Source organism: Variovorax sp. 01T439_2 (genome assembly GCF_056398445.1).
On record NZ_JBFTPJ010000814.1, the window covers coordinates 1 to 2,740 of the forward strand.

The 2,740-nt window shown below is 68.7% G+C and carries 2 protein-coding genes and 1 pseudogene; all 3 read left to right on the plus strand.

Annotation, left to right across the window (positions count from 1 at the left end; translation table 11 throughout):
* Positions 1-31: 31 nt before the first annotated feature.
* The gene (hmgA, locus tag AC1DOC_RS28205) at positions 32-1,345 is read left to right on the plus strand and encodes a homogentisate 1,2-dioxygenase (RefSeq protein WP_478079566.1); all 1,314 of its coding nucleotides are present in this window, start codon (positions 32-34) and stop codon (positions 1,343-1,345) included.
* Positions 1,342-2,319: a Bug family tripartite tricarboxylate transporter substrate binding protein gene (locus AC1DOC_RS28210; protein ID WP_307593035.1), complete on the plus strand. Its 978-nt coding sequence runs from the start codon at positions 1,342-1,344 to the stop codon at positions 2,317-2,319. The genes hmgA and AC1DOC_RS28210 overlap by 4 nt, the downstream gene beginning before the upstream one ends.
* A 25-nt stretch (positions 2,320-2,344) precedes the next feature.
* A pseudogene (locus AC1DOC_RS28215) lies at positions 2,345-2,740 on the plus strand (fumarylacetoacetase); the annotation flags it as partial.

The window sequence follows — 2,740 nt, forward strand, 5'->3', positions numbered from 1 at the left end:
ACCATGACCCATCCAACCATCCATAGCGACCATGACCCATCCAACCATCCATAGCGAGCGGCGCTACCAGAGCGGCTTCGGCAACGAGTACGCCTCGGAAGCCGTTGCCGGCGCCCTGCCGCAGGGCCGCAACAACCCGCAGCGCGCGCCCTTCGACCTCTACACCGAGCTGCTCTCGGGCACCGCCTTCACCGCGCCGCGTCATGAGAACCGCCGCAGCTGGCTGTATCGCCGCCAGCCTTCGGTGGTGTCGGGCCGCTACCAGCCGTATGCGCAGGCGCACTGGACCACCGGCGCCGACCGCGAGATCGCGCTGCCGCCCGAGCCGCTGCGCTGGCACCCGATGCCGCTCGAGGGCGGCGCGGCCGCAGCGGACTTCATCGACGGCATGCACACCATCGCGGCCAATGGTGATGCCGAATCGCAGGTGGGCATCGGCTCGCTGATGTACCTGGCGGGCCGCTCGATGGACAAGCGCGCCTTCGTCAACGCCGACGGCGAGATGCTGGTGGTGCCGCAGCAGGGCCGCCTCGTGATCACCACCGAGTTCGGCGTGCTCGACGTGAAGCCCGGCGAGATCGCGCTGCTGCCGCGCGGCATGGCCTTCAAGGTGGCCCTGCCCGACGGGCTCTCGCGCGGCTACGTCTGCGAGAACTACGGCGCGCACTTCCGCCTGCCAGAGCTCGGCCCGATCGGCTCCAACGGCCTGGCCAACGCGCGCGACTTCCAGGCGCCCGTGGCGGCCTTCGAGGACGACGGCGGCGCCTACGAGCTGGTGAAGAAATTCGGCGGCCGCTTCTGGAAGGCGCCGGCCAGGCAGTCGCCCTTCAACGTGGTCGCCTGGCACGGCAACCTGGCGCCGGTGAAGTACGACACGGCCAATTTCATGGTGATCGGCTCCATCAGCTTCGACCATCCCGATCCCTCGATCTTCACCGTGCTGACTTCGCCGAGCGACACGCCCGGCACGGCCAACTGCGACTTCGTGATCTTTCCGCCGCGCTGGATGGTGATGGAGAACACCTTCCGTCCGCCCTGGTTCCACCGCAACCTCATGAGCGAGTTCATGGGCCTTGTGCTCGGCGAATACGACGCCAAGCCGGGCGGCTTCAAGCCCGGCGGCGCGAGCCTGCACAACTGCATGGTGCCGCACGGCCCCGACGAGGAAGCCTTCGACAAGGCCACGCACGCCGACCTGAAGCCGCACAAGCTGGACAACACGCTGGCGTTCATGTTCGAGAGCCGCTACCGGTTCATTCCGACGGACTTCGCGCTCAAGAGCCCCGCGCTCGACACCGATTACGCCGACTGCTGGGCGGGCCTGAAGGACCAGTTCAAGCCATGAAGAACGCATTCGGTACCACGCGCCGCGCGGCCGCCATCGCGCTGCTTGCCGCGCCCCTGCTCGCGGCGCACGCGGCGGACTTTCCGTCGAAGCCCATCCGCTTCATCGTGCCCTACACGCCCGGCGGCACCACCGACCTGGTGGCGCGCACCGTGGGCCAGCAGGTTTCGCAGAAGCTGGGCCAGCCGGTGCTGATCGACAACCGCGGCGGCGCGGGCGGCAACATCGGCATGGACGCCGTGGCCAAGGCCGCGCCCGATGGCTACACCATCGGCTTCGGCGCCATTTCGACCAATGCGCTCAACCCGCACATCTACAAGTCGATGGCCTTCGATCCACGCCGCGACTTCACGGCCATCAGCCTGCTCGGCACCTCGACCATCGTGCTCGAAGTGCCGGCCAGCTCGCCGATCAGGTCGGTGTCCGACCTGGTCGCGGCCGCGAAGAAGAACCCCGGCCTGCCCTACGCCACGGCCGGCGCCGGCACCTCGATGAACCTGGCGGGCGTGATGTTCGCGCAGATGACCGGCACCGAGCTCGTGCACGTGGCGTACAAGGGCAGCGGCCCGGCCATCACCGACATGCTGGGCAACAACATCGGCCTGATGTTCGACAACCTGCCGGCGTCGCTGCCGCACATCCAGGCCGGCAAGCTGCGCGCACTGGCGGTGGCGGGGCCGGCGCGTTCGCCCTCGCTGCCCGATGTGCCGACGATGGCCGAGGCCGGGCTCAAGGGCTATGCGCTGGACCCGTGGTTCGGCGTGTACGGCCCGGCGAACCTGCCGGCGCCCATCGTGAAGGCGCTGAACGAAGCCTTCGTCGAGGCGCTCGCGATGCCCGAGGTGAAGGCCAAGCTGCAGCAGGCCGGCTTCTCGCCGCGCGGCTCGACCGCGCAGGAGCTGGCCACGCTCACGCAAACCGAATACCAGCGCCTGGGCGACGTTGCCAGGAAAGCCGGCATGACCGCCGACTGAACCGAATTTCAAGGAAAGACACGCCATGAGTACCACCGCACTGAACGCCACCCACGACCCGAAGCTGCGCAGCTGGGTCGCCTCCGCCAACCAAGCCGGCTGCGACTTCCCGATCCAGAACCTGCCCTTCGGGCGCTTCCGCACGGCCGGCAGCAGCGAGGCTTTCCGCATCGGCGTGGCCATCGGCGACCAGGTCCTGGACCTGAAGGCGGCCGGCCTCGTCGACAGCGACGACATGAACGCGCTGATGAACGCGGGCGTGAAGGAGCGGCAGGCCCTGCGCGCGGCCATCTCCGCGGGCCTGGCCGAAGGCAGCAGCCAGCAGGCGGCCTGGGCCAAGGCGCTGCTGCCGCAATCGAAGGCCGAAATGGCCGTGCCCTGCCGCATCGGCGACTACACCGACTTCTACACCGGCATCCAC